The 24,222-nt window shown below is 75.9% G+C and carries 25 protein-coding genes; 22 read left to right on the forward strand and 3 right to left on the reverse strand.

Translation table 11 applies throughout. From position 1 onward, the window contains the following. Nucleotides 1-83 precede the first annotated feature (83 nt). On the reverse strand, nt 84-575 hold the full coding sequence (locus PGN05_RS09115; protein WP_419752214.1) for an inorganic diphosphatase: 492 nt from the start codon (nt 573-575) through the stop codon (nt 84-86). 55 nt (nt 576-630) lie between these two features. On the opposite strand from PGN05_RS09115, the gene dacB reads away from it, so the two are divergent. From dacB to PGN05_RS09165, 10 genes are all read left to right on the forward strand, one after another. Next, nucleotides 631-2,058 carry a D-alanyl-D-alanine carboxypeptidase/D-alanyl-D-alanine-endopeptidase gene (gene dacB, locus PGN05_RS09120; protein ID WP_419752215.1) on the forward strand — a complete coding sequence of 476 codons (1,428 nt, stop codon included), beginning with the start codon at nt 631-633 and terminating at the stop codon, nt 2,056-2,058. A gap of 117 nt (nt 2,059-2,175) precedes the next feature. Next, nucleotides 2,176-3,261: a zinc-dependent metalloprotease gene (locus tag PGN05_RS09125; RefSeq protein ID WP_419752216.1), complete on the forward strand. Its 1,086-nt coding sequence runs from the start codon at nt 2,176-2,178 to the stop codon at nt 3,259-3,261. A 4-nt stretch (nt 3,262-3,265) separates the two neighbouring features. After that, on the forward strand, nt 3,266-4,318 hold the full coding sequence (tilS, locus tag PGN05_RS09130; protein WP_419752217.1) for a tRNA lysidine(34) synthetase TilS: 1,053 nt from the start codon (nt 3,266-3,268) through the stop codon (nt 4,316-4,318). Next, nucleotides 4,311-4,898 carry a hypoxanthine phosphoribosyltransferase gene (gene hpt / locus PGN05_RS09135; RefSeq protein WP_419752218.1) on the forward strand — a complete coding sequence of 196 codons (588 nt, stop codon included), beginning with the start codon at nt 4,311-4,313 and terminating at the stop codon, nt 4,896-4,898. The genes tilS and hpt overlap by 8 nt, the downstream gene beginning before the upstream one ends. A 225-nt stretch (nt 4,899-5,123) precedes the next feature. Then, on the forward strand, nt 5,124-7,115 hold the full coding sequence (gene ftsH, locus PGN05_RS09140; protein WP_419752219.1) for an ATP-dependent zinc metalloprotease FtsH: 1,992 nt from the start codon (nt 5,124-5,126) through the stop codon (nt 7,113-7,115). 67 nt (nt 7,116-7,182) lie between these two features. Next, nucleotides 7,183-7,773, forward strand: a complete 591-nt coding sequence (gene folE, locus PGN05_RS09145; protein ID WP_419752239.1) for a GTP cyclohydrolase I FolE — start codon at nt 7,183-7,185, stop codon at nt 7,771-7,773. A gap of 66 nt (nt 7,774-7,839) precedes the next feature. Then, a complete protein-coding gene (gene folP / locus PGN05_RS09150; RefSeq protein ID WP_419752220.1) occupies nt 7,840-8,697 on the forward strand; it encodes a dihydropteroate synthase in 858 nt (285 codons plus the stop codon). Further along, entirely contained in the window at nt 8,690-9,064 is a 375-nt protein-coding gene (gene folB / locus PGN05_RS09155; RefSeq protein ID WP_419752221.1) for a dihydroneopterin aldolase, read from the forward strand. The genes folP and folB overlap by 8 nt, the downstream gene beginning before the upstream one ends. Nucleotides 9,065-9,080: 16 nt before the next feature. Next, nucleotides 9,081-9,587, forward strand: coding sequence for a 2-amino-4-hydroxy-6-hydroxymethyldihydropteridine diphosphokinase (gene folK, locus PGN05_RS09160; protein ID WP_419752222.1), 507 nt, complete (start codon nt 9,081-9,083; stop codon nt 9,585-9,587). A gap of 5 nt (nt 9,588-9,592) precedes the next feature. Beyond that, complete coding sequence (locus PGN05_RS09165; protein ID WP_419752223.1) at nt 9,593-10,093, forward strand: DUF3180 domain-containing protein; 501 nt, start codon at nt 9,593-9,595, stop codon at nt 10,091-10,093. 18 nt (nt 10,094-10,111) lie between these two features. Here PGN05_RS09165 and PGN05_RS09170 read toward each other — a convergent pair whose 3' ends face one another. Further along, nucleotides 10,112-11,293 (reverse strand): ABC transporter ATP-binding protein, encoded by a 1,182-nt coding sequence (locus PGN05_RS09170; RefSeq protein WP_419752224.1) that lies wholly within the window; start codon nt 11,291-11,293, stop codon nt 10,112-10,114. Nucleotides 11,294-11,296: 3 nt separating this feature from the next. Here PGN05_RS09170 and PGN05_RS09175 point away from each other — a divergent pair, with 3 nt between their 5' ends. From PGN05_RS09175 to PGN05_RS09190, 4 genes are all read left to right on the forward strand, one after another. Further along, nucleotides 11,297-12,031, forward strand: a complete 735-nt coding sequence (locus PGN05_RS09175) for an ABC transporter permease (RefSeq protein WP_419752225.1) — start codon at nt 11,297-11,299, stop codon at nt 12,029-12,031. Nucleotides 12,032-12,104: 73 nt separating this feature from the next. Next, nucleotides 12,105-12,836 (forward strand): ABC transporter permease, encoded by a 732-nt coding sequence (locus PGN05_RS09180; RefSeq protein WP_419752226.1) that lies wholly within the window; start codon nt 12,105-12,107, stop codon nt 12,834-12,836. 161 nt (nt 12,837-12,997) lie between these two features. After that, the gene (locus PGN05_RS09185; RefSeq protein WP_419752227.1) at nt 12,998-14,017 is read left to right on the forward strand and encodes a glycine betaine ABC transporter substrate-binding protein; all 1,020 of its coding nucleotides are present in this window, start codon (nt 12,998-13,000) and stop codon (nt 14,015-14,017) included. Nucleotides 14,018-14,103: 86 nt separating this feature from the next. Then, entirely contained in the window at nt 14,104-15,243 is a 1,140-nt protein-coding gene (locus tag PGN05_RS09190) for a DUF6779 domain-containing protein (RefSeq protein ID WP_419752228.1), read from the forward strand. A gap of 60 nt (nt 15,244-15,303) precedes the next feature. On the opposite strand, the gene PGN05_RS09195 is transcribed toward PGN05_RS09190, so the two are convergent. Continuing rightward, a complete protein-coding gene (locus PGN05_RS09195; RefSeq protein ID WP_419752229.1) occupies nt 15,304-16,056 on the reverse strand; it encodes an SDR family oxidoreductase in 753 nt (250 codons plus the stop codon). Nucleotides 16,057-16,313: 257 nt separating this feature from the next. On the opposite strand from PGN05_RS09195, the gene PGN05_RS09200 reads away from it, so the two are divergent. The 8 genes from PGN05_RS09200 to PGN05_RS09235 all read left to right on the forward strand — a co-directional run bounded on the left by PGN05_RS09200 (nt 16,314) and on the right by PGN05_RS09235 (nt 24,079). After that, a complete protein-coding gene (locus PGN05_RS09200) occupies nt 16,314-17,270 on the forward strand; it encodes a Rossmann-like and DUF2520 domain-containing protein (RefSeq protein ID WP_419752230.1) in 957 nt (318 codons plus the stop codon). A 28-nt stretch (nt 17,271-17,298) separates the two neighbouring features. Further along, a complete protein-coding gene (panC, locus tag PGN05_RS09205) occupies nt 17,299-18,156 on the forward strand; it encodes a pantoate--beta-alanine ligase (RefSeq protein WP_419752231.1) in 858 nt (285 codons plus the stop codon). An 8-nt stretch (nt 18,157-18,164) separates the two neighbouring features. Then, nucleotides 18,165-18,668: an aspartate 1-decarboxylase gene (panD, locus tag PGN05_RS09210; protein WP_419752232.1), complete on the forward strand. Its 504-nt coding sequence runs from the start codon at nt 18,165-18,167 to the stop codon at nt 18,666-18,668. Further along, nucleotides 18,665-20,350 (forward strand): L-aspartate oxidase, encoded by a 1,686-nt coding sequence (locus PGN05_RS09215; protein ID WP_419752233.1) that lies wholly within the window; start codon nt 18,665-18,667, stop codon nt 20,348-20,350. Before panD ends, PGN05_RS09215 begins: the two co-directional genes overlap by 4 nt. Then, nucleotides 20,347-21,249, forward strand: a complete 903-nt coding sequence (gene nadC, locus PGN05_RS09220) for a carboxylating nicotinate-nucleotide diphosphorylase (protein ID WP_419752234.1) — start codon at nt 20,347-20,349, stop codon at nt 21,247-21,249. Before PGN05_RS09215 ends, nadC begins: the two co-directional genes overlap by 4 nt. A 3-nt stretch (nt 21,250-21,252) precedes the next feature. Then, the gene (locus PGN05_RS09225; protein WP_419752235.1) at nt 21,253-22,059 is read left to right on the forward strand and encodes a type III pantothenate kinase; all 807 of its coding nucleotides are present in this window, start codon (nt 21,253-21,255) and stop codon (nt 22,057-22,059) included. Between the two features lie 11 nt (nt 22,060-22,070). Further along, nucleotides 22,071-23,579: a lysine--tRNA ligase gene (gene lysS, locus PGN05_RS09230; protein ID WP_419752236.1), complete on the forward strand. Its 1,509-nt coding sequence runs from the start codon at nt 22,071-22,073 to the stop codon at nt 23,577-23,579. A gap of 149 nt (nt 23,580-23,728) precedes the next feature. After that, the gene (locus PGN05_RS09235; RefSeq protein ID WP_419752237.1) at nt 23,729-24,079 is read left to right on the forward strand and encodes a histone-like nucleoid-structuring protein Lsr2; all 351 of its coding nucleotides are present in this window, start codon (nt 23,729-23,731) and stop codon (nt 24,077-24,079) included. Nucleotides 24,080-24,222 lie beyond the last annotated feature (143 nt).

Genomic DNA, 24,222 nt, shown 5'->3' on the forward strand with positions numbered 1-24,222 from the left:
GCCGACGGCGGTGCCCGGGGAGGGGCACCGCCGTCGGGCTCCGTCGTGCGCTCGGCGGCCGCTCGAGGGGGGCCGGCGGCCGGTCAGTGGTAGTTCTCGTCCTTGGCTCGCTGCAGGGAGGCCAGGATCTCGGCCTCGGCCTCGTCCCGGCCGACCCACTCGGCGCCCTCGACCGACTTGCCGGGCTCGAGGTCCTTGTAGGTCTCGAAGAAGTGCTGGATCTCCAGCCGGTCGAACTCCGAGACGTCGCTGATGTCGGTCAGGTGCGCCATCCGCGGGTCCGTCGCCGGAACGGTGAGGACCTTGTCGTCCCCGCCCTTCTCGTCGGTCATCCGGAACATGCCGATGGCCCGGCAGGTGATCAGGCAGCCGGGGAAGGTCGGCTCGTCGAGCAGGACCAGGGCGTCGAGCGGGTCGCCGTCCTGTCCCAGGGTGTTCTCGATGTAGCCGTAGTCGGCCGGATAGCGGGTGGAGGTGAAGAGCATCCGGTCCAAGCGGATGCGTCCGGTGGCGTGGTCCAGCTCGTACTTGTTCCGCTGGCCCTTCGGGATCTCTACCGTCACGTCGAACTGCACGGGTCGTAGTGTGGCTCACCGGACCCCGGCCGACCGCCGGAGGTCGTTCCGGGGGGTGGGCACCATCGCGTCGAGCGGGTCGACGACCGTCACGCCGAAGTACTCGAGGCTCCGCCGCCGCCTCCTCCTGACCGTCCTCGCGGTGCTCCTCGTGGTCGCCGGCGGCGGGTGGTTCGTCGTCGACCGGCTGGGCGCGGGGGACGACGGCGCCGCCACCGACCCCGCCACCGCCGCCGCCGAGCTGCCCGAGGTGGACGCCGCCCCGCCGGTGCTCGCCGCGCTGGCGTCGGAGGCCCCGCGGCCCGACCCGGCGGCACTCGCCGCGGAGCTGGACCCGCTGCTGGCCTCGCCCGCCCTGGGCCCGGGCGTCTCCGCGGGGGTCGTGGACGTCGCCTCCGGGGAGGTGCTGCTCGAGGCGGACGCGGCCACGCCGGCGGTTCCGGCCTCGACCGCGAAGCTCCTCACGGCGGTGGCGGCGCTGACCACCCTCGGCCCGGAGGCCACCCTCGAGACGACGGTCGTCGCCGGCGCCACCCCGGACGAGGTCGTGCTGGTCGGCGGCGGGGACCCGACGCTGTCCCGGACCGCGCCCTCCCTGACCTACCCCGGCGCGCCCACCGTCGCCGACCTCGCCGCCCAGGTGCAGTCGGCGCTGCCGGCCGGCACGGCGGTGCGGCGGGTCGTGGTCGACAACTCGCTGTTCGACGGTCCGCTCACCGCCTCGGGCTGGGGTCCCGGCGACGCGCCGTCCAGCTACGCCGCGCCGATCACCGCCGCCGCGGTCGACGGCGCCCGCGTGCGGTCCGGCGACCCCGCCCGCAGCGGCCAGCCGGGCACGGACGCCGGCGCCGCCCTGGCCACCGCCCTGGGCGTCCCGAGCGCCACCGTCACGCTCGGCACCGCCCCGGTGGGCACGCAGGTCCTCGGCACCGTCCGGTCGGCACCGCTGGCGCGGGTGGTCGAGCAGACGCTGTCCCAGTCGGACAACGTGCTGGCCGAGGCCCTGGCCCGCCACGTCGCGATCGCCCGCGACCTGCCGGCCACCTTCGAGGGCGCGGCGCAGGCCGTCCCCGCCGCGCTGGCCGACGCCGGGCTCGACGTCTCCGGCGTGCAGCTCTCCGACGGCAGCGGCCTGTCGCTCGAGGACCGGGTGCCCGTGGCCCTGCTGGCCGACCTGCTCACCGACGCCGCCGACGGGTCGCTGCCCGAGGCCTCGGCCGTCCTGTCCGGGCTCGCCGTGGCCGGCTACGACGGCACCCTGGCCGAGCGCGGCGACGCCGACCCGGCCACCGCGCCCGGCGCGGTCCGCGCCAAGACCGGCACGCTGCTCGGCGTGCACGGCCTCGCCGGCACGGTGGTCACCGCCGACGGCCGGCTGCTGGTCTTCGCCGTGGTCGCCGACGCCGCACCGCCCAACGGAGCGGCGGCCGAGGCCGCCCTGGACGACGTCGCCGCCGCGCTGGCCGGCTGCGGCTGCCGCTGACCGGCTGGAACGGCCCCCACCGTGAAGGGCCCCGTCCTCCGCACCTCTCGCAGGCTCGGGCCGAGCCTCGGGACGGGGCTCGCGGCGGGCCCCTGCTGGAGGGCCTACGGTGAGGCGATGAGCAGCGCCTCCTCGATGGTCGACTGGGACCTCGCCGGACGCACGGCCCGCCGCCTGGTCGGTCCCGGCCCGCAGACGACGCGGGAGGAGGCCGCCGCCGTCGTCCGCGAACTGCACGAGGCGGCCGCCACTGCCGTGTCGCACGTGGAGGCCCTGACCGGCCTGCACGCCGTCCCCGGCGGCCCACCGCCGGAGGTCGCCGTCGTCGACCGCCCTGGCTGGATCGACGCCAACACCGCAGGCATGGCCGCCCTGTTGAACCCGCTGGTGGACGCCCTCGCGGCCAGGCAGGAGACCCGCCCCGGCCCGCTGGCCACCGCGATCGGCTCGCGCGCCACCGGCGTGCAGGCCGGGGGCATCCTCGCCTTCCTGTCCTCGCGGGTGCTGGGGCAGTACGAGGTCTTCGGCACCGGCGGGCGGCTGCTGCTGGTCGCGCCGAACATCGTCGACGCCGAGCGCCGGTTGGGCGTGGACCCCACCGACTTCCGGCTGTGGGTCTGCCTGCACGAGGTCACCCACCAGCTGCAGTTCACCGCCGTGCCGTGGCTGCGCGGCCACCTGGAGGGCCAGGTGGCCGAGTTCGTCGAGGCCACCGACCTGACCCCCGACGTGCTGCGCGACCGGCTGCGCGACGTCCTGCGCAGCATCGGCGACGCCGTCCGCGGCACCGAGGGCGGCGACGACAGCGGGCTGATGGCGCTCATCCAGGACCCCGCGCAGCGCGCCGTCCTCGACCGGGTGACCGCGGTGATGAGCCTGGTGGAGGGGCACGCGGAGTTCGTCATGGACGGCGTCGGCCCGGACGTCGTCCCCTCGGTGCGGACGCTGCGCAAGCGGTTCGCCCAGCGGCGCAAGGGCCGCGGCCCGCTCGACCGGGTGCTGCGCCGGCTGCTCGGCCTCGAGCAGAAGATGAAGCAGTACGCCGACGGCCGGGTGTTCGTCGGCGGCGTGGTCGACCTCGTCGGCATGGAGGGCTTCAACCGGGTCTGGTCGGGGCCGGAGACGCTGCCGCGGATCGAGGAGCTCACCGACCCGGCCCGCTGGGTCGAGCGGGTGCACGGCCGCCCGGCCATCCCCGCCTGAGCCCGTGGCCGGACCGCCCCCGGCGGTCGCCCGGCTGCGCGCCGCGGTCCGGCCCGGGCTGACCGCCGACCCGGCGCCGGTGCTGGTGGCCGTCAGCGGGGGAGCGGACTCCCTCGCCCTGGCCGCCGCGGTCGCCTTCGAGGCTCCGCGGGCGGGCGTCCGCGCGGGGGCCGTGACCGTCGACCACGGCCTGCAGCCCGGGTCCGCCGACCGGGCCGCGGGCACGGCCACGCTGCTGGCCGGCCTGGGCCTGGACCCCGTGTCGGTGTGCACCGTGCGGGTGGGCACGGACGGCGGCCCCGAGGCGGCGGCCCGCAGCGCGCGGTACGCCGCCCTCGCGGAGGCCGCCGCCGCGCACGGCGCCCGCGTGGCGCTCGGGCACACGCTCGACGACCAGGCCGAGACGGTGCTGCTGGGCCTCGGCCGCGGCTCGGGGCCGCGCAGCGTCGCCGGGATGGTGGCGCACCGGGTGGCCGACGGGGTCGCCTGGTGGCGGCCGCTGCTCGGCGTCCGCCGGGAGACCACCCGCGCCGCCTGCGCCGAGCAGGGCCTGCCGGTGTGGGACGACCCCTGGAACGCCGATCCGGCCTACCCGCGGGTGCGGCTGCGGACCGAGGTGCTGCCGCTGCTGGAGGAGGTCCTCGGCGGCGGGGTGGCCCCGGCGCTGGCCCGGACGGCGGCGATGCTGCGCGAGGACCTGGACGCCCTCGACGCCATGGCCGCGGACGAGCTCTCCCGGCTGGCCGGCGCCGACGGCCTCCCCGCGGACGTGCTGGCCGGCCTCCCCGCGGACGTGCTGGCCGGGCTGCCCGCCGCGCTGCGCCGGCGGGTGCTGCGTGGCTGGCTGCACGGGGCGGGCGTCCGGGACCTGCAGGCGGTGCACCTGGCCGCCGTCGACGCGCTGCTGACCCGGTGGCGGGGGCAGGGCCCGGTGGCCCTCCCCGGCGGCGCGGGCGTCGTCCGGGCGTCTGGCAGGCTGGGCTTCGTGCCGCCCGACGCGCGGGGCCCCCGTCGCGGGGACGCACCGGACACCCCGAGGAGCCCGTCACGTGAGTGAGCCCGCCACCGGTCGCGGAGAGCTCGACGACCACCACGGCTACGGCCCCGACATCGACCACGTGCTGCTCGCCGAGGAGCAGATCCAGGCGAAGATCGCCGAGCTCGCCCGGCAGGTGGAGGCGCACTACGAGGGCCGGGAGGTGCTCCTGGTCGGCGTCCTCAAGGGCGCGGTGCTCTTCATGAGCGACTTCGCCCGGGAGCTGCGGCTGCCCACCCAGATGGAGTTCATGGCGGTCTCCTCGTACGGGTCCTCCACCAGCTCCTCCGGCGTGGTGCGCATCCTCAAGGACCTCGACCGCGACATCAGCGACCTGCACGTGCTCGTGGTCGAGGACATCATCGACTCCGGGCTCACGCTCTCCTGGCTGCTCAAGAACCTCGGCAGCCGGCGGCCGGCGTCCCTCGAGGTGTGCGCGCTGCTGCGCAAGCCGGACGCGGTGAAGGTCGACGTCCCGGTCCGCTACGTCGGTTTCGACATCCCCAACGAGTTCGTCGTCGGCTACGGGCTGGACTACGCCGAGCGCTACCGCGACCTGCCCTACATCGCCACCCTGCGCCCGGAGGTCTACTCCGGCTGATCCCCGGCACCCCGACGCGCCCCGCGACCGGGCCACCCCACCGGGGGACGGACAGTCGCCTCGCGGTTCCCGTACAGCTGTCTCGCAGGCTCCCCGGTGTACCGTCGGGCGCAACGACGCTGCACCGAGCGCCGGGGTGCCCGCCCGGGTCGCGCGGCGCGTCCCATGGACGATCAGGAGGGTCGACGGGCCTCAGCCGGACCCCCGGCCGCCCGGCATCGGTGTATGGAACGCAAGAAGATCTTCCGCTCCGTGTGGTTCTGGGTCGTCCTCGTCGTCCTCCTGGCGTTGGCGTTCTCCTCGCTGTTCCGTGGCAACGGTGGTTACCAGGAGGTCACCACCGCGACGGCCCTGGAGCAGATCACCAGCGGCAACGCCGACAACGTCACGATCAACGACAAGGAACAGACGCTCGACCTCGACCTGCGCAACGCGGTCGAGGGCAGCGACAAGATCACCGCCTCGTACCCGCTGGGCGCCTCGGATGACGTCTTCGACCTCGTCTCCGGCCTCAACGGCGGCGGGGACGGCGTCGACTTCACCACCAACGTCACGCAGGACAGCGTCCTGGTCAGCATCCTGATCAGCTTCCTGCCGTTCGTGATCCTCCTGCTCCTGCTGTTCTGGCTGTTCAACTCCATGCAGGGCGGCGGCCGCGGCGTCATGGCCTTCGGCAAGTCCAAGGCCAAGCAGATCACCAAGGACAGCCCGAAGACGACGTTCTCCGACGTCGCCGGTGCCGACGAGGCGATCGAGGAACTGCAGGAGATCAAGGACTTCCTCGCCAACCCGGTGAAGTTCCAGGCGGTCGGGGCGAAGATCCCCAAGGGCGTGCTGCTGTTCGGCCCGCCCGGCACCGGCAAGACGTTGCTGGCCCGCGCCGTCGCCGGCGAGGCCGGGGTGCCGTTCTTCTCGATCTCCGGCTCGGACTTCGTCGAGATGTTCGTCGGCGTCGGCGCGAGCCGGGTGCGCGACCTGTTCGAGCAGGCCAAGCAGAACGCGCCGGCGATCATCTTCGTCGACGAGATCGACGCCGTCGGCCGGCACCGCGGCGCCGGCATGGGCGGCGGGCACGACGAGCGCGAGCAGACGCTCAACCAGATGCTCGTCGAGATGGACGGCTTCGACGTCAAGGGCGGCGTCATCATGATCGCCGCCACCAACCGGCCGGACATCCTCGACCCGGCCCTGCTGCGCCCGGGCCGCTTCGACCGGCAGATCGCCGTCGACCGGCCCGACCTGCTCGGCCGCAAGGCCATCCTCTCCGTCCACGCCAAGGGCAAGCCGCTCGCGCCCGACGTCGACCTCGAGACCCTGGCCCGCCGCACCCCGGGCTTCACCGGCGCCGACCTCGCCAACGTCCTCAACGAGGGCGCGCTGCTCACCGCCCGCCACGGCGGGACGGTCATCACCGACGAGAACCTCGAGGAGGCGATCGACCGCGTCATCGCCGGCCCTGAGCGCAAGACGCGGGCGATGAGCGAGAAGGAGAAGAAGGTCACCGCCTACCACGAGGGCGGGCACGCCCTCGTGGCGCACGCGCTGCCCAACCTGGACCCGGTGCACAAGGTGACGATCCTGCCGCGTGGCCGCTCCCTGGGGCACACGCTCGTGCTGCCGACCGAGGACAAGTACACCCAGACCCGGTCGGAGATGATCGACACCCTGGCCTACGCCCTCGGCGGGCGGGCGGCCGAGGAGCTCGTCTTCCACGAGCCCACCACCGGTGCCGGCAACGACATCGAGAAGGCCACCTCCCTGGCCCGGGCGATGGTGACGCAGTACGGCATGAGCGCCAAGCTCGGCGCGGTGAAGTACGGCAGCAACGAGTCCGAGCCGTTCCTCGGCCGCGACATGCACACGCGCCCGGACTACTCCGAGGCCGTCGCCGGCGACATCGACGCAGAGATCCGGGCGCTCATCGAGGCCGCGCACGACGAGGCGTGGGAGATCCTGGTCGAGTACCGGGCGGTCCTCGACCAGCTCGTCCTCGAGCTGATGGACAAGGAGACCCTGTCCAAGGAGGACATGGCGCGCATCTGCGAGCCGGTCACCAAGCGGCCCTCGCTGGCGCCCTACAACGGCTTCGGCAAGCGCACCCCGTCCGACCAGCCGCCGGTCCTCACGCCCGCCGAGCGGGCGGCGCACAACGGCAACGGCCTGGTCAAGGGCGGCGCCACGGCGGTGGGGGACGTCAGCGCCCCGGTGCAGAGGTGAGCGAGCTGGCGAGGAGCGCCGGCGAGGAGGACGCGTGAGCGAGGTGCCGGCCGAGCCGGGGGACCAGCTGCTGACGCGGCCGCCGACGGCCGGGATCGACCACGAGCGGGCCGCGGCCGCCGTCCGCGAGCTGCTCCTCGCGGTGGGGGAGGACCCCGACCGCCCGGGCCTGCGGGACACCCCGGCCCGGGTGGCCCGCGCCTACGCCGAGACCTTCGCCGGGCTGTGGCAGGACCCCGCCGAGGTGCTGGCCACCACGTTCGACGAGGACCACGACGAGATGGTCCTGGTCAAGGACATCCCGCTGTACTCCACATGCGAGCACCACCTCGTGCCGTTCCACGGCGTCGCGCACATCGGCTACATCCCGGGCCTGGACGGCCGGGTCACCGGCCTGTCCAAGCTGGCCCGCCTGGTCGAGGTCTACGCCCGCCGGCCGCAGGTCCAGGAGCGCATGACCAGCCAGATCGCCGACGCGCTGGCCGACGTGCTCAAGCCGCGCGGGGTGCTGGTGGTCATCGAGGCCGAGCACCTGTGCATGGCCATGCGCGGCGTCCGGAAGCCGGGGTCCTCCACGGTCACCTCGGCCGTGCGCGGCATCTTCCGGGAGAACGCCGCCACGCGCAGCGAGGCGATGAGCCTCGTGATGCGAGGGTGACGGGCGCGTGAGCACCACCGGGAGCGCCGGCGACCGAGGCGCGCAGCGAGCCGTGGACAGGGGCCGGTGACCGCCCTCCTCCGCACCCCCGGGCGCTGCGTCGTGATGGGCGTCCTCAACGTCACGCCGGACTCCTTCTCCGACGGTGGCTGCTTCGCCGACGCGCCGTCGGCGATCGCGCACGGGCTGGCGATGGCCGCCGCCGGCGCCGACTACGTCGACATCGGGGGCGAGTCCACCCGGCCGGGCGCCGACCGCATCGACACCGACGAGGAGTGCCGCCGGGTGCTGCCGGTGGTCACCGAGCTGACCTCCGCCGGGGTGCGGGTCAGCGTCGACACCACCCGCGCCGAGGTGGCCGAGGCCGCGATCGCCGCCGGGGCGACGCTGGTCAACGACGTGAGCGGTGGGCTCGCGGACGCGAACATGGCCCAGGTGGTCGCCGCGACCGGGGTCTCGTGGGTGCTCATGCACTGGCGCGGCCACAGCCGGGAGATGTACGCCGCGGCCCGCTACGGCGACGTGGTCACCGAGGTCTGCGCCGAGCTGACCGCCCGGGTGGAGGACGTCGTCGCCGCCGGCGTGGCCCCCGCGCAGCTGGTCCTCGACCCGGGCCTGGGCTTCGCCAAGCGGGCCGAGCACAACTGGGCGCTGCTGGCCGGGCTCGACCGGCTGATCGACCTGGGCCTGCCGGTGCTGCTCGGCGCCTCCCGCAAGAGCTTCCTGGGGCGCCTGCTGGCCGACGCCGACGGCACGGTGCGCCCGGCCGAGCAGCGCGACGCCGCCACCCTGGCCACCACCGTGCTCGCCGCCGAGGCCGGCGCCTGGGGGGTGCGCGTGCACGACGCGGCCGCCTCGGTCGACGCCGTCCGGACCGTCGCCGCCGTCCAGGAGGCGCGCCGGCGGAGGGCGGCCCGTGGCTAGTCCCCGCCCCGACCGCATCGCCGTCCGCGGGTTGACCGCCCACGCGCACCACGGCGTCTACCCGTTCGAGCGGGAGAACGGGCAGACCTTCCGCGTCGACGCCGTCCTCGAGCTCGACACCGCCCCCGCCGCGGCCGGCGACGACCTAGCGCGGACGGTCAACTACGCGGAGCTGGCCCAGCGGCTGCACGCGGTCCTGACCGGGGAGCCGGTCGACCTCCTGGAGACCCTCGCCCAGCGCCTGGCCGACGTCTGCCTGGCCGACCCGCTGGTCGACGCCGTCGAGATCACCGTGCACAAGCCCGAGGCCGACCTGGGCGTGCCCTTCGACGACGTGACCGTCGAGATCCGGAGGACGCGCGGGTGACGACGGGGTCCTCCTCGTGAGCCGGGCGGTGCTCTCCCTGGGCGCCAACCTCGGGGACCGGGCCGCCGCGCTGCGCGGCGCCATCACCGCGCTGTCCGCGGACGGCGTGCTCGTGGCGCGGTCGACGCTGTACGAGACGCCGCCGTGGGGGCCGGTCGAGCAGCCGCCCTACCTCAACGCGGTGGTCGTGGTGCGGGGCGACCGGGACGCCGCCGGGTGGCTGGCCCGCGCGCACGAGCTGGAGGAGGCCGCGGGGCGGACGCGGGAGGTCCGCTGGGGGGCGCGCACCCTGGACGTCGACGTCGTCACGGTCACCGAGGACGACGGCCGGCCGGTGTCCTCCGACGACCCCGCCCTGACGCTGCCGCACCCGCGCGCGCACGAGCGGGCGTTCGTCCTGGTGCCGTGGCTGAGCCTCGACCCGGCCGCCGAGCTGCCCGGGAGGGGGCGGGTCGCCGACCTGGTGGCCGCCCTACCGCAGGAGGACGTCGACGCCGTGGTCCGCTGGGAGCAGCTGCAGTGAGACCGGTGGCCCGGCGCGACCTCGCCGTCCTCGCCGTCGGCGTGGCCGTGGCCGCCTGGCTCGTCGTCCGGTCGGCCTACGGCTCGCTGCCGGAGCTGCGCTGGTGGCTGCCGGTGCCGCTGGGCGTCCTCGCCGTCGCCGAACTGCTCGGCGCCCGCACCCTCCGCGCCCGGCTGGCCGCGCAGCGGGACCGCCGGCCGCCCGCCGAGCGCGGCGCGGCGCCGGTGCGCCCGGTCGAGCCGATGCTGGTCGCGCGGCTGGCGGTCCTCGCCCAGGCCAGCGCCTACGTCGGGGCGGTCTTCGCCGGCCTCTGGATCGGCGTGCTGGTCCACGTGGGCCCGGCGGTGTCCCGGCTGCAGGCGGCGGGGAGCGACACCGTCACCGCCGTCCTCGGCGTGGTCTGCGCGGCCGCGCTGGTGGTCGCGGCGCTGTGGCTGGAGTCGGTCTGCCGCGTTCCGCCGTCGTCCCGGGACGAGGCGGGCCCGGAACCGACCGCCCGGCCCTGAGGACCGGGCCCGCCGGGCTCAACCGGCGGCGACCGAGCGGCGCAGCGCCGCGTGCAGCGAGCCCGGGGTGAGCACCCCGAGGTAGCGGTCGCCGTCGACCACCGCCACCCAGCCCGCGTCGGACTGCAGCAGCGTCGCCAGCGCCGTCTTCAGCGGCGCCCCGACCGGGACCGTGCCCCCGCCGGGGGTGGCCGCCGAGGAGACCGTGCCGGCGCCCGCGGCCCGCGCCGCCGGCAGCCACCCGACCGGCCGGCCGGCGTCGTCCAGCACCACGGCGCCCTCGGCGCCGGCCCGGTCCAGCAGCGCGCCGGCGTCGGCCAGCCCGTCCCCGGGTCGCACCACGGGCGGCTGCTCCAGGTCGGCCGCGTCGACGGCGGTCACCGCCAGGCGCTTGAGCCCCCGGTCGGCGCCCACGAAGTCGGCCACCACGTCGTTGGCCGGCCGCCCCAGCACCTCGGCGGGCGGCGCGAACTGCTCCACGTGGCCGCCGGCGCTCATCACCGCGATGCGGTCGCCGAGCCGCACCGCCTCCTCGATGTCGTGGGTGACGAAGACGATCGTCTTGCGCACCGTCTCCTGCAGGCGCAGGAACTCCGCCTGCAGCCGCTCGCGCACCACGGGGTCGACGGCGGAGAACGGCTCGTCCATGAGCAGGACGGCGGGGTCGGCGGCCAGCGCGCGGGCCACCCCGGCGCGCTGCCGCTGCCCGCCGGAGAGCTGGGCGGGGTAGCGGTCCCCGTGGACGGCGGGGTCCAGGCCGACGGTCGTCAGCAGTTCGTCCACGCGCTCGCGGGTGCGCCGCTTGTCCCAGCCGAGCAGGCGGGGGACGGTGCCGACGTTGGTGCGGACCGTCTGGTGCGGGAACAGCCCGACGCTCTGGATCACGTACCCGATGCGGCGGCGCAGCCGGTCGGCGTCCACCCGGGTGACGTCCTCGCCGCCGAGCAGGATCCGGCCGGTCGTCGGCTCGATGATCCGGTTGATCATCTTCATCGTGGTGGTCTTGCCGCAGCCGGAGGGTCCCACGAGCACCGACAGCTCGCCGGCGGCGAAGGTGAGGTCCAGCTCGGCGACCCCGACCGTGCCGTCGGCGTAGACCTTGCTGACGCCCTCCAGCCGGATCTCCTGGGCGGCGCCGTCCCCGGCCGGGGGTGCCCCGGCCGCCGTGGCCGGCGAGCGCGGTGCGGCAGTAACGTCCACGGCGTGGCCTCCCTGGGTGCGCGCCCGCTGCTGGGCGCGGCGAGCGACCCCGGCGGGCAGGCCCTCGCTGCCGACGGGGCGCCGAACCCGTGGTTCGACCCGTCGTACGTGACGGACAACTGGGACACCATTGTGGGCCACCTCGGCCAGCACGTCAGGCTGACCGTCGGCGCGGTCCTGCTCGGCGCGCTGCTCGCCCTGCCGCTGGCGCTCCTGGCCCGGCGCTCACGGTGGCTGTCCGGGCCGGTGCTGAGCCTGTCCTCGATCGCCTACACGATCCCGTCGCTGGCGATGTTCGCCTTCCTGGCGCCGTTCACCGGGCGGCTCTCGGCGACCACGGTGCTCGTCGGGCTGACCTTCTACACGCTCGTCGTCCTCGTGCGGAACTTCCTCGCCGGGCTGCAGTCGGTGCCCGCCGACGTGCGCGAGGCGGCCCGCGGCATGGGCTACGGCCCGGTGCGGCTGTTCCTCCAGGTGGACCTGCCCCTGGCGCTGCCGGCCTTCATGGCGGGGCTGCGGATCGCCACCGTGTCCACCGTCGCGCTGACCACCGTCGGGGTCATCACCGGCAACGGTGGGCTGGGGCAGCTGATCGTCGGCGGCTTCAACGCCAACTTCTACCGGGCCGAGATCGTCACCGGCGCGGTCGGCTGCGTGCTGCTCGCGCTCGTGGCCGACGTGCTGCTCGCCGGGACCGAGCGCCTGCTGACCCCCTGGACCCGGGCGGTCAGGTCGTGAGCGAGCTCGCGAGCTCACACATCGACGCAGCAGCGCCGCGAACGAGGCGGACGAGCGCCAGCGAGGAGGCCTCGTGAGCGTGTTCGGGGACGCCGCCGTCTACCTCAACGACCCGTTCAACTGGACCCGCCGCGGCGGCATCCTCGACCTGCTCGGCCAGCACCTCACCGTCTCGGCCCTGGCCGTGGCCGCCGCCGCGGTGCTCGCCGTCCCGGCCGGGGTGCTCCTGGGCCGCAGCGGCCGGGGCGCGGGGGCGATCGTCGTCCTCTCCAACGTCAGCCGTGCCGTCCCGACCCTCGCCCTGCTCACCGTCTTCGCCGTGACGCCGATCGGCTTCAGCAGCGCCGCCACCGTCGTCGCCCTCGCCGTGTTCGCCATCCCCCCGATGCTGACCAACACCTTCGTCGGGTTCCGCGAGGTCGACCGCGACGTGCTCGAGGCCGCCCGGGCGATGGGCATGAGCCGCCGGCAGAGGCTGGCCCGGGTGGAGTTCCCGCTGGCGCTGCCCCTGGTGATGACCGGCGTCCGGACGGCGGCGGTGCAGGTGGTCGCGACGGCGACCCTGGCCGCGCTGGTCGGCGGGGGCGGGCTGGGCCGGATCATCAACCTCGGCTTCGGGCAGCAGGACTTCGGCCAGATGATCGCGGGCGCGGTCCTCGTGGCGGCGCTGGCGCTGCTCACCGAGCTGGTGCTGGTGCTGGTGTCCTGGGCGCTGACCCCGGGCCGGCGCCGGCTGCCGTTCGCCGGCGTGCGCCGGGACCGGCCGGGACAGCCGGAGCCCACGGCGGCCGGCGTCCCGCTCTGACGACGGCCCCCGGCAGGAGGGTCCGTCCGTAACAACCGCGCAACGGCTGCCGCCCCGGCGTGACGACGGGCCCGGTCCGGGGTTGCATGTGCGACGCGGGAGCCCTCCCGCCAGACACGCGTCGCGGCCGACGGCCGCACGGGACACAGAAGGCGGGCGACATGCACACGCGTACCCGGGTCCTCCCTCCCCTCGCACTGGCCGCGGTGCTGCTCACCGCGACGGCGTGCGGCGAGTCCGGCTCGTCGGGCACCGGCGGCGGCGCAGACGGCGGCACGAGCGCCGCCTCCGGCGAGGCGTGCGCGCCGGTCGCCGGCGACCAGCTCGTCGTGCTCGAGGACGACCAGCAGCTGCAGAACGCCGACAACGTCGTCCCCGCGGTCACCGTGGCGACCGCGCAGGCCAACCCGGCGCTGGTGCCCGCGCTCGACGCCGTCTCCGCGGCGCTGACCACCGAGGACCTCATCGCCATGAACGCCGCGGTGGACGTCGATCGGCAGAGCGCCGAGGACGTCGCCGCGGGCTGGATCGAGGACAGCGGCGTGACCGACGGGCTGGAGCAGGGCTCGGGCACGGTCACCGTGGGCGGTGCCAACTTCACCGAGTCGACGGTCCTGGCCAACATCTACGCCGACGTGCTCGGCGCGGCCGGCTTCGACGCCTCGGTGCGCGAGGTGGGCAACCGGGAGCTCTACCTGCCGGCCCTCATCTCCGGCTCGGAGATCCAGGTGTTCCCCGAGTACCTGTCGACGGCGACCGAGTTCCTCAACCGCCAGGTGAACGGCCCCGACGCGGAGGCGGTGGCCAGCGGCGACGTCCAGGCGACGGTGAGCGCGCTGCAGCCGCTGGCCGAGCAGGTCGGGCTGGTGTTCGGGCAGCCGTCCGAGGCCGCCGACCAGAACGCGTTCGCCGTCACCCAGGCCCTCGCCGACGAGCTGGGCGTCAGCACGCTCTCGGAGCTGGCCGACGCCTGCGGGGACGGCTCGCTGGTCCTGGGTGGGCCGGCCGAGTGCCCGGACCGGCCGTTCTGCCAGCCCGGCCTGGAGGAGTCCTACGGGCTGCAGTTCGCCGAGTTCCGCGAGCTGGACACCGGCGGCCCGCTGACCAAGGCCGCCCTCCAGCAGGGCGAGATCTCCCTCGGTCTGGTCTTCAGCTCCGACGGGGCGCTGGCCCAGCAGTAGGAGGACCCGGGGCGGCCCCGTCCACGTCCCGCGACGTGCTCCTCGCGGGACGTGATCGGGAGCTCTCTCGCCGTTACCCTGACCGCATGCGGGGGGACCGGGAGGGGACGTCGGCCGGCGCCGCGCCATCCGGCTCGTCGACCCTGCGCACCGCGGGCCTGGTCCTCGGCTTCCTCCTGGCGGTGGCGGCCACGGCCGTCGTCTTCCTCAGCGACGACCCTCAGGTCCTGCGGCTGGCGGTGGTCGGTGCGGCCTGGGCCTTCGTGCTCGCCGCGCTGGCCGGCAGCCGCCGGGGATCGGCCGCCGGCGGCCCCGGCCGGGAGGCCGCCGAGCGCGAGGAGGAGCTGCGGCTGGCCTACGAGCTGGAGCTGGAGCGCGAGGTCGCGGCCCGCCGGGAGACCGAGCTGCGGCTGGCGAACGGTGTCCGCCACGAGGCCGAGCAGTCCGTGCGGGCCGAGGTCGACGCGCTGCGCGGCGAGCTCGCCCGGGTGGCCGAGTTGCGCGGTGACCTCGCCGAGGTGGCCGGCCTCCGCCGGGACGTCGCGGAGGTGGCCGGCCTGCGCCGGGACCTGGCCGGCCTGCGCCGGGACCTGGCCGGCGTCGCCGAGCTGCGCGGCGACCTCGCCGAGCTCCGCGCGGGGCTCGCCCAGCTGCCGGAGCTGCGCAGCGACCTGGCCCAGCTGGCCGAGGTCCGCGCCGACGTCGGGCGGCTGCGCGCCGAGCTCACCGAGCAGCTGTCCGGCGAGATGCTCATCGAGCGGATCCTGCTGCGCACCCAGGCCACCCGCCCCGGCCCCGCTCCGGCCGAGTCCCCGGCTCCGCGCACCATCGAGGCCCCCGGCTGGGGCGAGCCGACGGGCACGGCGGCGTTCCAGGTGCCCGCTCCGCCGCCCCCACCCCCGCCCCCGCTGGACTGGCTGGCCGAGCGCTCCCTGGTCGAGCCGGAGGAGCCGGCCGAGCCGCGGCGCCGCCGCACCGACGACCTGCACCGGCCGCAGACCCCGGCGGAGCAGCCCACCGAGCTGCGCCCGGTGGCCCGGCGCGAGCGGCCGCCGGTGCCGTCGTGGTTCCCCGAGCCCACCGAGGACTCCGCGGGCGGCCCGTCCCGGCTGGCCGAGATCCTCGCCGAGAACGGGGTCAGCCCGTCGACCGGCGGCCGGCGCCGGCGTCGCCACCGGGACGACGACGAGCCCGACGACGTCCTCTCGCGGGTCCTCGGCAGCTGAAGGAGGACCCCCGTGCCCCCCACGGCTCGCAGGCTCGCGCGCCGGCCCCTGCACGGGGGGCTAGGCGGGGCCGCGGGACAGGGCGCCTCCGTCGAGCACCAGGGTCTGGCCGGTGACCCAGCCCGCGCCGTCCCCCAGCAGGTAGGCGGCGGCCTCCCCGACGTCCTCGGGCACCCCGAGCCGCCCCACCGGGTACTGGGCAGCGACCTCGGCCTCCCGGCCCTCGTACAGCGCGGTGGCGAACCGCGTCTTGACCACCGCCGGCGCCACGGCGTTGACCCGCACCCGCGGGCCGAGCTCCACGGCGAGCTGGGTGACCAGGTTGACCAGCGCGGCCTTGCTGACCCCGTAGGCGCCGATCATCGGCGAGGCCTTGAGCCCGGCCACCGACGCCACCAGCAGCACCGAGCCGCCGTGCTCGGCCATCCACGCCCGCCAGGCCTCCTGGACCAGCCCGAGGGTGGCGACGACGTTGGTGTCGAGGACCTTGCGGAAGCCGTCGAGGGGGAGGTCCACCAGCGGCCCGTAGAGCGGGTTGATGCCGACGTTGCCGACCAGCAGGTCCAGGCTGCCGAAGGTGTCGACGGCGGTCCGCACCGCCTGCGCCCGGTGCTCGGCGTCCCCGGCGTTGCCGGCCAGCCCGACCGCGACCCCGGGGCCGCCCAGCGCGGTCACCGCCTCGGCCAGCGCGTCGGCCGTGCGGGCGGTCACGACGACCCGCGCGCCGCGGTCCACCAGGCTGCGCGCGATCGCCAGCCCGATGCCCCGGCTGGCGCCGGTGACCAGTGCGGTGCGTCCCTCGAGGCTGCTCACGCGTCTCCTCCTGCCGTCGTCGTACCGCCCGACACCGTAGGTGCCGCTCCGCGTGAGCCACCCCACACCTCCCAGCCGTTGCACCCGCCGCCGGCCGGTTCCACACTCGCGTTCGGCGCTCAACCCGCGTGACACACCCGGTCGCAGCGGGGGCGGCGCCGACCCGCACCACCAGCACGACGGACGGCCTCCAACGGCAGGGGGCCGCGACCTGCGAGTCCGGTACCCGCGAGGGACTGGAACGAAGAGGTGCCCCGATGCCTGCTGCCCGCAGGACCCGTGCCGCCGGTCTGCCCCCGGCCGGCTCCGCCCCCGCCCGCCTGCGCGTCGGCATCGTCGGCGCCGGACGCGTCGGCGCCGTCCTGGGCGCCGCCCTGACCGCCGCCGGCCACGACGTCGTCGCCGCCGCCGGCCTCTCCGCCGCCTCCGCCGAGCGCGCCGCCCGGCTGCTGCCCGGAACTCCGCTGCGGCCCACCGACGAGGTGGTCGCCGCCGCCGACCTGGTCGTGCTGGCCGTGCCCGACGACACCCTCCCCGGCCTGGTCGCCGGCCTCGCGGAGACCGGCGTCTGGCGCGCCGGCCAGCTCACCTTCCACACCTCCGGCGCGCACGGCCTGGCCGTCCTCGCCCCCGCCGCCCGGGCCGGCGTGCTGCCGCTGGCGCTGCACCCGGCGATGACCTTCACGGGGGCGGCCGAGGACGCCGACCGGCTGGCCGGTGCCCCCTTCGCCGTCACCAGCTCCCCCGAGGACCGGCCGGTGGCCGAGACGCTGGTGCTCGAGATGGGCGGTGAGCCGTTCTTCGTGGCCGAAGCCGACCGCCGCCTGTACCACGCCGCCCTGGTCACCGGCGCCAACCACCTGGTCACCCTCGTCGCGGAGGCCGCCGACCTGCTGCGCGCGGCGGGTGTGGAGGAGCCGGCCCGCGTGCTCGCCCCCCTGCTCACCGCGGCGCTGGACAACGGGCTGCGCCGGGGCGACCGCGGGTTGACCGGCCCGGTCAGCCGCGGGGACGTCGGCACCGTCCGCGACCACCTGACGGTCCTCGGCGAGCGGGCGCCGGAGTCCGTCGCCGCCTACGTCGCGATGGCCCGCCGGACCACCGAGCGGGCCCTGGCCTCCGGCCGGCTCCGGCCGCACGAGGGAGCGCCGCTGGTCGACCTCCTGGTCGGCTCCGGTCCCGGTTCCCTCGCCAGCGAGCGAGCGGACGGCTGACCGTGGTCCTCCTCTCCTCGGGCTCCCGGTGAGCGCCGCCGTCACCGTGCCCGCCGTCGCGGAGACGTCCGGCGACCTCGCCCGGCTGCGGGGGAGCCTGCCCGGGCCGGTGGCCCTCGTCCCCACCATGGGCGCGCTGCACGAGGGCCACCGCACGCTGGTGCGCACGGCGCGCGAGCGGGCCGGCAGCGTCGTCGTCTCGGTCTTCGTCAACCCCACCCAGTTCGGGCCCAGGGAGGACTTCGACCGCTATCCGCGCACCTGGGACGCCGACCTGGCGGCCCTGGCCGAGGAGGGCGCCGACGTCGTCTTCCACCCGGGGGTGGCCGAGGTCTACCCGCCCGGGGCGCTCGGCGTGACCGTCGATCCCGGGCCGCTGGGCGGGGTGCTGGAGGGCGCCGTCCGCCCCGGGCACTTCGCCGGCGTGCTGACCGTCGTCGCCAAGCTGTTCGGGCTGGTCCGCCCGGACCTCGCCGTCTTCGGCGAGAAGGACTACCAGCAGCTGACGCTGATCCGGGCCATGGCCCGTGAGCTGGCCCTCGGCGTCGACGTCGTCGGCGTGCCCACCGTCAGGGAGGACGACGGCCTGGCGCTGTCCTCCCGCAACCGCTACCTGAGCGCGGAACAGCGGGCCGCCGCCGTCGCGTTGTCCAGGGCGCTGGGCGCCGGTGCCGCGGCGGGCCCGCGGGGCGCCGACGCGGTCCTGGCCGCGGCCCGGGCGGTGCTGGCCACCGCCCCGGAGCTGGTGTCCGACTACCTCGAGCTGACCGACCCCGACCTCGGCCCGGTGCCCGCCGCCGGCCCGGCCCGCCTGCTGGTCGCCGCCCGCGCCGGCACCACCCGACTCCTGGACAACGTCCCCGTCTCGCTGGGAGCAGACCGATGATGCGCACCATGCTCAAGTCCAAGATCCACCGCGCGACGGTCACCCAGGCCGACCTGCACTACGTGGGCTCGGTGACGATCGACGAGGACCTCCTCGACGCGGCGGACCTCCTGCCCGGCGAGCAGGTCGCGATCGTCGACGTCACCAACGGCGCCCGGCTGGAGACCTACGTCATCCCGGGCGAGCGGGGCAGCGGCGTCATCGGGATCAACGGCGCCGCCGCGCACCTGGTCCACCCCGGCGACCTGGTCATCCTGATCAGCTACGCCCTGATGGACGAGACCGAGGCGAAGTCGCACATCCCCGCGGTCGTGCACGTCGACGGCGCCAACCGCGTCGTCGAGCTGGGGGGCGACCCCTCGGCGCCCGTCCCCGGCGCGGCGGACCACCAGCGGAGCCCGCTTGCGACATCGCCGACCGCCACCACGTCACGGCCTCGTCCCGTGTTCCCTCGCGAGCTTGCGAGCGGCGGGGAGGACGAGGTCCTTCCGCTCGGCGTGCCGGTTCGGTGACGGCCGCCGCGACCGACACCGTCACCGGGCTCCCCCTGCGGCTGCCCGCGCCGGCGCCCGGCTGGGAGCTGGCCGCCGACGTCTGCGTCGTCGGCTCGGGGGTGGCCGGGCTGTGCGTGGCCCTGCACGCCCGGGCGGCCGGCCTGTCGGTCGCCGTGGTCACCAAGGTCCGGGTGGACGCCGGGTCGACCCGCTGGGCGCAGGGCGGGATCGCCGCCGTCCTCGACCCCGCGGACAGCCCCGAGGCGCACGCCCGCGACACCGAGGTCGCCGGGGTCGGCCTGTGCGAGCCCGAGGCGGTGTCGGTGCTGGTCTCCGAGGGCCCCGACCGGCTGCGCCAGCTGATGGACTGGGGCGCCGCGTTCGACCGCGACCCTTCCGGCCGGCTGCTGCTCACCCGTGAGGGCGGGCACTCCGCCGACCGGATCGTGCACGCCGGCGGCGACGCCACCGGCTCGGAGGTGCAGCGCGCCCTGCAGGACGCTGTCCGCGCCGACCCCGGGGTCACCCTCGTCGAGCACGCGATGGTGCTCGACCTGCTCACCGACGCCGACGGGCGGGCGGCCGGCGTGACGCTGCACGTGCTCGGCGAGGGCAGTGCCGACGGCGTCGGCGCGGTGCGCGCCCGCGCGGTCGTGCTGGCCACCGGCGGCATGGGGCAGGTCTACGCCGCCACCACCAACCCCGCGGTCTCCACCGGGGACGGCGTCGCGCTGGGCCTGCGCGCGGGGGCGGTCGCCACCGACCTCGAGTTCGTCCAGTTCCACCCCACGTCGCTGTACCTGGGCCCGGACGTGCGCGGTCAGCAGCCGCTGGTCAGCGAGGCGCTGCGCGGCGAGGGCGCGGTGCTGCGGGACGGAGCGGGGGAGCGGTTCATGCTCGGCGTGCACCCGCTGGCCGAGCTGGCCCCGCGCGACGTCGTCGCCAAGGCCATCACCCGCGTGCAGCTGCGCGACGGGGTCGACCACGTGCAGCTCGACGCCCGCGCGGTGCCCGACGTCGCCCGGCGGTTCCCCACGATCACCGCGAGGTGCCGCGCAGCGGGCATCGACCCGGTCACGCAGCTGATCCCGGTCACGCCGGCGGCGCACTACGCCTCGGGCGGGCTGGTCACCGACCTCGCCGGCCGGACGACGGTGCCCGGGCTCTACGCGTGCGGGGAGGTCGCCTGCACCGGCGTGCACGGCGCCAACCGGCTGGCGTCGAACTCGCTGCTGGAGGGGCTGGTGTTCGCCGCGCGCATCGGCGCCGAGCTGGCCGAGCGGCTCCCGCCGGCCCAGCCGGTCCGCGCCCGCGAGGCCGCGCCGTCCGGCCTGCTGGACGCCGCGGGCCGACGCCGGGTCACCGACACCATGTCCGCCCGCGTGGGCGCGCTGCGCAGCGGGGGCGGGCTGGCCGAGGCCACGCGGACGCTGGCCGCGCTGGCCGCCGGGCTCGGCGACGGGGTGGGCGGGACGAGTCCCGGCGTGGCCGGCTGGGAGGCCACCGACCTGCTCACCGTCGCCAGTGCCCTGGCCCTCGCCGCCGCGGCGCGCGAGGAGACCCGGGGCTGCCACTGGCGGGAGGACCACCCCGAGACCGAGGAGGCCTGGCGCGTGCACCTGGACGTGCGACTCGACGAGGACGGGCAGCTGCGGGTCGACCGCCGCCCGGTCGGCACCCCGGTGGTGCAGCCGTGGTGAGCGACCCCCGCGACCTCGCCGGCACCGGCCTGACCGAGGCGTGGGTCGACGAGCTGGTCGAGCGCACCCTGGCCGAGGACCTCACCGGCGGCGCGCCCCTGCCGAGCGACCCCGACCTCGCGGTCACGCACGACGTCACCAGCGCCGCGACCGTGCCGGCCGGGCAGCTGGGCACCGCCGACCTCGTGGCCCGCGCCGACGGCGTGGTCGCGGGGCTGCCGGTCGCCGCGCGGGTCTTCACCCGGCTCGCGCCCGGGGCCACGCTGACCGCCGGCGCGACCGACGGCGACCGGGTGGCGCGCGGCGACGTGCTGCTGACCGTCCGCGGGCCGGTGCGCGCGCTGCTGGCCGCCGAGCGCAGCGCCCTCAACATCGCCAGCCGGGCCAGCGGCATCGCCACGCTCACCCGCCGCTGGGTGGACGCCGTCGAGGGGACCGGCGCCGTCGTCCTGGACACCCGCAAGACCACCCCGGGGCTGCGGCCGCTGGAGAAGTACGCCGTCCGGTGCGGTGGCGGGTCGAACAAGCGGATGGGCCTGTACGACGTCGCGATGGTCAAGGACAACCACGTCGCCGCGGCCGGCTCGGTGGCCGCCGCCGTGGCCGCGGTCCGCGAGCGGGCCCCTCGGGTCACCGTGCAGGTCGAGGTGGACGTGCCGGAGCAGGCGGTGGAGGCGGTCGAGGCCGGTGCCGACTTCCTGCTCTGCGACAACATGCCGCCGGCGGCCCTGCGCGAGGTGGTGGCGCTGGTCGCCGGCCGCGCCGAGCTCGAGGCCACCGGCGGGCTGAGCCTCGACGTCGCCCGCGAGGTGGCCGAGACCGGCGTGGACTACCTGTCGGTCGGCGCGCTCACGCACTCCGCGCCGATCCTCGACCTCGCCCTCGACCTGCGGGGCTGAGCCGTGCTGCTCACCGTCGACGTCGGCAACAGCCAGACCGTCCTGGCCACGTTCGACGGCGACCGGCGGGTGGGCTGCTGGCGGGTGACCACCGCACCGCGGGCCACCTCCGACGAGCTCCGGATGCTCTGGCGCGGACTGCTGCGCGACACCGTCGTCACCGGGGTCTCGGCCTGCTCGACGGTGCCCGCGCTGCTGCCGGCGATGCGCCAGCTCCTGGACTCCCTCGAGGTCCCGGTCGTCCTCATCGGCCCGGGCGTGCGCACCGGCGTCCCGCTGCACGTGGACAACCCCCGGGAGGTCGGCGCGGACCGGGTGGTCACCGCGCTGGCCGCGCACGAGCTGTTCGGCCGCGCCCCGGACGGCGCGGCCCGCCCCGTGGTGGTCGTCGACTTCGGCACCTCGACCAACGTCGACGCCGTCGGGCCCGCGGGGCAGTTCCTCGGCGGGGCGCTCGCGCCCGGGGTCGAGGTCAGCCTGGAGGCGCTGGCCAGCCGCGCCGCGCAGCTGCGGTCGGTCGAGTTGACCGTGCCGCCGCAGGCCATTGGCAAGAACACCGTCGCCGCGCTGCAGTCGGGGCTGGTGCTCGGGTTCGCCGGCCTGGTCGACGGGCTGGTGTCCCGGATCGCCGCCGAGCTCGTCGCGCAGTTCGGCGTCCCGCCGGTCGTCGTGGCCACCGGCGGGCTGTCGTCGCTGGTCGCGGGCAGCTGCCGGACGATCGGGGAGCGCGAGCCGGACCTCACGGTGCACGGGTTGCGGCTGGCCTTCGAGCGGCAGCAGGGCGCGGGACGGCGGCCGGCCTCCCCGTAGGCTCGGCGTCCGTGACCGAGGTACCGCCGAGCTCCCCCGACGACGAACTCCCCGAACAGCTCCGGGTGCGCCGGGCCAAGCTCGACCGGTTGCGGGCCGCCGGGATCGACCCCTACCCGGTCACCGTCGCCCGGACCACCACCCTGGCCGACGTCCGCGCCGAGCACCCCGACCTGCCGGCGGACACCATGACCGGGCAGCGGGTCGGCGTCACGGGCCGGGTCCTGTTCAGCCGCAACACCGGCAAGCTGTGCTTCGCCACGCTGCGCGAGGGGGACGCCGAGCTGCAGGTCATGCTGTCCCGCGACCGGGTCGGCGAGGAGGCGCTGGACGCCTGGAAGGCCGACGTCGACCTCGGCGACCACGTCTTCGTCGAGGGCGAGGTCGGGACGTCGCGCCGCGGCGAGCTCTCCGTCTTCGCCGACTCGTGGCAGCTGACCGCCAAGGCGCTGCGGCCACTGCCGGTCGCGCACAAGCCGATGAGCGAGGAGCTGCGGGTCCGCCGTCGGTACGTGGACCTGATCGTGCGCGACGAGGCCCGCCGCACCGTGCGGCAGCGGGCGACCGTGATGTCGACGCTGCGCGCGGGCCTCGGCGCCCGTGGCTACCTCGAGGTCGAGACGCCGATGCTGCAGACGGTGCACGGCGGGGCCGCCGCGCGGCCGTTCCGCACGCACATGAACGCCTTCGACCTCGACCTGTACCTGCGGATCGCGCCCGAGCTGTTCCTGAAGCGGTGCATCGTCGGCGGGCTGGACCGCGTGTTCGAGATCAACCGCAACTTCCGGAACGAGGGCGCCGACAGCACGCACTCGCCCGAGTTCGCGATGCTCGAGACCTACCAGGCCTACGCCGACTACCAGGTGATGGCCACCCTCACCCGCGAGCTGACCCAGGAGTGCTGCGCGGCGCTGTTCGGCGACCACGTCGCCCGGCACCACGACGGCACGGAGATCGACCTGTCGGGGGAGTGGCCGCAGGTCCCGCTGTACACGGCGGTGTCCGAGGCGGTGGGGGAGGAGATCACGCCGGAGACGCCGGTCGAGCGGCTGCGGCAGGTCGCCGAGCGGCACGACGTCGGGGTGGACCCCGCCTGGATCCCCGGCAAGGTGGTCGAGGAGCTGTTCGAGGCGCTGGTCCAGGCCACGCTGCGGTCCCCGACCTTCGTCGTCGACTACCCGCTGGACACCTCGCCCTTGACCCGGGCGCACCGGTCCACGCCCGGCCTGGCCGAGAAGTGGGACCTCTACATCGCCGGGGTGGAGCGGGCCACGGCCTACTCCGAGCTGGTCGACCCGGTGGCCCAGCGCGAGCGGTTCACCGCCCAGGCCGCCCTCGCCGCGGCCGGCGACCCCGAGGCCATGGCCCTCGACGAGGACTTCCTCGAGGCCCTGGAGTACGGGATGCCGCCGACCGGGGGCATGGGCATGGGGATGGACCGGCTCATGATGACGCTCACCGGTCTGGGGATCCGCGAGACCATCCTGTTCCCACTCGTGCGGCCCCTTTCCCCGTCCTGATCCGCCCTACGCCGATTCACTCCATTCGGTGCGGTGTTCCGGAAATCGCGCCGAATGCACTATGGTTCTCAGTGGCATTGGAACTCGCCCTCGGATGGGCGGGCAAACGGGCCCGAGAATCGAGGCCCCGGTGAGGAGTGGGAACAGAAATGGCTCGTAAGGTCCAGGTGATCCTCAGTGACGACCTCGACGAGAACCTGACGGCCGACGAGACCGTGAGTTTCTCGCTGGACGGCACGAACTACGAGATCGACCTCTCCGACAAGAACGCCGAGGAGATGCGGAACGCCCTCTCGCGTTATGTGCAGGCCGCCCGCAAGGTCGGTCGCGGCGGCGGGCGCGCGTCCGGCGGCGGGCGCTCCCGGGCCACCGGCGGCGGTCGCATGGACCGCGAGCAGGCCGGCGCGATCCGCGACTGGGCCCGCAAGAACGGTCACGCGGTCAGCGACCGCGGCCGCATCCCGGCCAGCGTCGTCGAGGCCTACGAGGCCGCGCACTAGAAGGACCTCCCTGCCCCCCACCGCTCGCCAGCTCGCGGCGGGACCCTGCAGGGAGGCCGCCCGTCCGCCTCGCCGGGCCCGCACCCCCCCCGAGGGGGCGGGGCGGGGGGGTTTGGGGGGGGCCCCCCCGGGGCATCGGGGGG

The sequence above is a fragment of the Geodermatophilus sp. CPCC 206100 genome, from assembly GCF_048569675.1.
GTDB lineage: Bacteria > Actinomycetota > Actinomycetes > Mycobacteriales > Geodermatophilaceae > Geodermatophilus.